The sequence below is a fragment of the Acidovorax sp. genome (genome assembly GCF_016783915.1).
In the GTDB taxonomy this organism is placed as follows: Bacteria; Pseudomonadota; Gammaproteobacteria; order Burkholderiales; family Burkholderiaceae_C; genus Acidovorax.
Window position 1 is genome coordinate 1 of the sequence record NZ_JADHVT010000234.1, and the last position, 5,199, is coordinate 5,199.

Here is a 5,199-nt window from a genome sequence, read left to right on the forward strand (position 1 = left end):
CTGCACAATTTCTCAGAGTTGTGTACAATACGTGTGAGCATGGGATGACCTCCTTTCGAACGGGTAGAATGGCTTTTGGCCTATTCTACTCAGGAAGCCTCTCATGATCAAGTTACCGATTTTCGCCAGAGTCCAGTAAGTATCACTCATGGGGTGTACACCCGATATGCTTTCAATCTATTCGTTGTAGAGGCGCTTAATGGTGAATTGAGCTTTCGTGACGATTTGGAGTATCGTTGGTTTACATTTGAAGAAATCTGTAACCAGAAATCCAGAAACGGTCAGCCGATAATTACCAGAGCAGCGCTTTTGCAGAGACTTGATAAGGAACGCGGGCTTGACTCTATACCTGTTGTCGCGAAGGGCCATATGCTATTACCAGCCCCATCGGTTCGATCACATTTAGAAGGGATAACAAGGGGCCTTAGAGACATCTTTAAGGATCTCGGGGGATTGGCGCACTTAATCTGGATAAGGGTATTATCCATCAAGTGGTGGCTAGTTCTGCTTATCGCTGCTGTGATAACTTTGGGCATTGTTGGCCCAATCATTGATCAGAAAATACCTGGTCTCAGTACTGTAGCGGACATTCTCGGTATCATAGGATTCGTCACTTCACTAGCTGGCATCTTCGCGGGCGGAAGACTTAGAACACGATCTGGGCCATTCCAACGTTCGGACGGTCAAATCCAGCAATAACTATCAATCTGTCCATAACGAGGAGAAATACTCGTCGCAGTGCAGGATGAAAACGCACGAGCGCCAAACACGCGCACGCTGCCAAGTACGCGGCTATTCGGCATCGCGGGTTGGCACAGTTGAACGTTGTTTTCATTTCGCGTGTCGGTTCGGACGTGGTCAGCGTGCTACGGCGTTTGCGGCCATATTGCACAATCACCAGTCGGGCAGAGGCTCAACATCCTAGAGAGGAGGATATCCGTATGGCGACCATAGCAGACTTTGTAGGCACCTGGTACTTCAGGGGTAACAGAAACGCACCATGTTCGATCCGTCTCCAAGGTCAAACCAGACTCATTATCGTGAACGAAAAGGGCAGAACCTACCCAGGCCATCTCGAAGGAGACACCGTATTGGTTGCAGAAGATCCCCTCGATTATGGAATACGGGGCGTGTTGAGCAGTGATACCAGACGCATAGCTTGGAGTAATGGAGAATCTTGGGAGCGGTAAGAATGCTTGTGGACGACTAAGGACTGCTTGCCGGGGAGTTGAAGTGAGTCAGTCTTCCATAGCTGGTACGGGTTAGATGGGGATGTGCGTGGCTTGCACCAGAAATTGGGAAATGCACAGCAAGAGAAGTGCATTCTACACCGTTGCACGAGCCGCAAACACTCGCCTCACGTCATTGGCGGATCGCAAGTTGATTTCCCAGAGAGGCATAGCGATTTCGCCAACGGCGAAAGGCTTCAGCGTTTGCCAACATATCATTCAGCTGCGGTATTGGATGCCACTACTAAGATGCTTCAGTCCAGTAAAATTGTAACCGTGGTTAAACCGCCGTGATCTGAATGGAATTACAGGCGAACACGTGATCAAGATGGGCGAGCGCGTATTGCAACAAGGCACGATGTGCAAACGACCAGCACGCAACTCGATTTGTAGCCGGAAAGATTTAGAAGGCGCATTTGTTCAGAACGGCGAGATAGACAAGATTTCAAATCTTAAGGTTTCTTGTGTGCTCCACCTCGTGGCGGAGCGGACAAGAACGCAGGAGGAAAATGCTATGTCATGGAGAGATTGGCCGATCATACCGTCCGAAAGGAGTCGTCAACAGATCCTTCGGGAGGATTTCATAAACGCATTTAGGGAGCTGAATAACGTTGTAAATAAGACAGAAAGAAAATGTCTTGAGAACATCGAACACTTGATTTTGAACCCTCCTGATGGTTTGATTTATTACGAATGGCGGGACAAGCTCAGCCGAGGCTTCGAGCAGATGAGAGGATACAACACACAACATAATAACACCTGGCACCCTGTACTTTGGGAAAATCTTGAGGCCGTAGTGAATCAACTCACTGAACAGCTTGGGAGGTACCTGATGCCACCTCCCGAGGAGGAAGATACTCCACCGGCGGAGCCAGAGGACCAAGAGCCTACACCGGCGCCTCCACCCACAACGCTCGGTGCTGCTACCACGCCGGGTGTTATCGAGCTAGTTTTCGGGATGCTTGATGGGCATGCCTTGACTCCTGTACTGACCCCCGATAGGTTGCAGCACCTCCTCGAGGAGCCTCCTGGACCAGCCACCTTTACAATCACCGAGTCCTGGAAGGTGACGTTCCTATACACCTACCCCCACGGGCGCGTTGTGGAGGGTGACGTGACACCAGGAACAATCGGGCTCAGGGCAGCAGATAGCACTACCTATGGGCCGTGGAGGGCTTTCGGGAAGATGCAATTTGCAGAACCAGTCGGGTCAATGATGTCCGGGTCAATGCTAGGTTCAGATATAGAACCAAACGAGCTCTGGGAAGCTACTCCGAATGTGGTCATCCCCCCGGGCATCTATACAGTTCTCGTCTCCGATCCCGAATCCTGGGGCCTCTGTGCTATGGGATTAGGTATCCGCGCCAAGTTTCTCGCCGTGAGCTGAAACAGGCGCAGTCGACATGCTCTAGCGTTTGCGGGCACCTGGCGAATCCTATCAATTTGGCAATCTATTGCTGCCTTTGTGGAGGAGTTCTATGGAACACAAACACGCTCTTCGAATTTCTGCGCTCATGGTATTTCTAATGCTAGTGGTAACTGGCGCTGCCCTTTTTTTCACATCCTACTGGGGCACCCAGTCTCCTTTGGCATTCGCAACAGCGGCTGTGGCCATTATATCCTTTTTCGGCTTTCTGATTCTTGCACAGATACCTAGTCGGAAATGGGTGCTCGCTGAAAGCCATGTGCGAACAGCGATCACGGCTAGCATAGTCATTGAATACTTGACTATGGTGGCTCTGGTCACCTTCTTCCAGCAAGGAGCGGAAAGACTTCCGGCAATAACCCAAACTTTGGTCACGAACTTTACAACGATTGTTGGTGTTGTTATCGCCTTCTACTTCGGTGCATCGGCATTTGTACAGGCACGTTCACAGGAGCACGTAATAAGGGAGCCTGAGGAAGACCAGGGCGAACACAAACCCACCTCTAGCAAACAAGACGACAAAACCCAGTAGCTAGTATCACGGCGAATGGAAGACGTCAATTGAACATGTGCCCGCAAACACGCACCCCCCGCAACGGCACGCGCGCGGCTTTTGGCGCGGCGGGTTGGCGAAAGGGCAAAGAGGGTTCATTTCGGAGCGTGCCGTTGCGGGACGCTCCAGCGTTCACTTCGACACGGACAGGTGTATCCGAAATGTCACCCCAACCATACATCCTGGCCCACGACTTGGGCACCACGGGCAACAAGGCCAATCTCTTCGACGAGCAGGGGCAGCCGGTGGCCAGCAGTTTCGTCGGCTACGAGACGGCCTATCCCCGTCCCGGCTGGGCGGAGCAGGAGGCCGACGATTGGTGGCGCGCGGTGCGCGATTCGACGCGGGAGCTGCTGGCGTCGAGCGGGGTCACGTCGGGGAGCATCGCCGTCGTCAGCTTCAGTGGGCAGATGATGGGCGCGCTGCCCGTGGACGAGGAGGGCGCGCCGCTGCGCTCGGCCATCATCTGGGCCGACCAGCGAGCCACCGCCGAGGCGCAGTTCCTGGCCGACCGCTGCGGCTTCCAGCAGGTCTACCGCCGCACAGGGCACCGCGCCGGGGCGTCCTACACCGCGGCCAAGATGCTGTGGATGCAACGCCACCAGCTGGAGCTGTACCGTCGCACCCATCAGTTCCTGCAGGCCAAGGACTACGCCGCCTACAAGTTCACCGGTGTCTTCGCCACCGACTATTCCGATGCTTCCGGCACCAATCTCTTCGATCTGGAGCGGCGCGATTGGGCCTTGGACATGGTGGAAGCGGTGGGGCTGAACGCCCACAAGCTGCCGCCCGTGCATCCCTCCACCGCCGTCATCGGCCAGGTGACGCCGCAGGCGGCAGCCGAGACCGGCCTGCTGGCGGGCACGCCGGTGGTCATCGGCGGCGGCGATGGAGCCTGCGCCACGGTGGGGGCCGGTTCCGTGCGTCCGGGCGACGCCTACAACTACATCGGCTCCTCGTCGTGGATCGCCGTGACCGCCGGGCGGCCGCTCCACGACCCGCAGATGCGCACCTTCACCTTTGCCCATCTGGACCCGCAGCTCTATTTTCCCACCGGCACCATGCAGGCGGCGGGTGGCTCCTTCGACTGGCTGGAGCGGCTGCTGCGCGGCGGCGGCGAAGGCCAATTGTACGAGGAACTGAGCGCTGCGGCAGCGGACGTAGAGCCGGGGGCCGGCGGGCTGCTCTTCCTGCCCTACCTCATCGGCGAGCGCAGCCCGCACTGGAACCCGCGGGCCCGCGGGGCCTTTGTGGGTCTGACCATGAGACACGGCCGCGCCGCGATGGCTCGCGCCGTGCTGGAGGGCGTGGCCTTCAATCTGAAGATGATCCTCGACGCCTTCCTGGAGCAAGGGGCGGCCATCGAGGCCATGCGGCTCATCGGCGGCGGCGCCCGCAGCCCGCTGTGGCGGCAGATCCTGGCCGACGTCTACGGGCTGCCCATCCTGCGGCCGGCGCTGCTGGCCGAAGCCACCGCCCTGGGCGCGGCCATCGCCGGCGGCGTCGGCGTGGGGCTTTTCCCCGATTTCAGCGTGGCCCACGAGCTCGTGCAGGTGGAAGAAGCCGAGCGGCCCAGCGCGGCAGCGCAGGCGCGCTATGCCGAGGTGTATCCTCTGTTCCAGGAGACCTATCAGGTTTTGGAGCCGCTGTTTGAGCGGTTGGGCGAGATGCAGGAGGCATGAAGCAAGAGGCAAGATGCAAGAGGCAAGATGCAAGATGTATGAGGCAAGATGCAAGAGGCAGGAGGTAGGATGGGCAGCGGCTCATCTGTAGACATAATACAAGAAGAAAGGAGCATATCATGAGGAAACTCACACGCATCAGTCCGGGATCGGCGTTCAAGGTTGGTCTCATCGTTTACGGATTGCTTTTCGCCATCTTCGGGCTTATCGGACTTTTGCTCACCTCGCTGGGGGTGCGCGCCCTGCGCAGTTTTCTTAACATCGGAGGCATTGGGTTCTTCCGAGGTCTGCTGGTGTACATCGTCAGCG

Annotated in this window: 4 protein-coding genes; all 4 read left to right on the forward strand. The window is 56.5% G+C overall.

What is annotated here, in order from left to right; all coding sequences use genetic code 11:
* Positions 1 to 1,548 precede the first annotated feature (1,548 nt).
* Positions 1,549 to 2,616 (forward strand): hypothetical protein, encoded by a 1,068-nt coding sequence (locus ISS20_RS23500; protein ID WP_291440055.1) that lies wholly within the window; start codon positions 1,549 to 1,551, stop codon positions 2,614 to 2,616.
* 91 nt (positions 2,617 to 2,707) lie between these two features.
* A complete protein-coding gene (locus ISS20_RS23505; RefSeq protein WP_291440057.1) occupies positions 2,708 to 3,187 on the forward strand; it encodes a hypothetical protein in 480 nt (159 codons plus the stop codon).
* A 182-nt stretch (positions 3,188 to 3,369) separates the two neighbouring features.
* On the forward strand, positions 3,370 to 4,890 hold the full coding sequence (xylB, locus tag ISS20_RS23510; protein WP_291440059.1) for a xylulokinase: 1,521 nt from the start codon (positions 3,370 to 3,372) through the stop codon (positions 4,888 to 4,890).
* 119 nt (positions 4,891 to 5,009) lie between these two features.
* Positions 5,010 to 5,199: hypothetical protein (locus ISS20_RS23515; protein WP_291440060.1), on the forward strand; the 190-nt coding region annotated here is incomplete at its 3' end.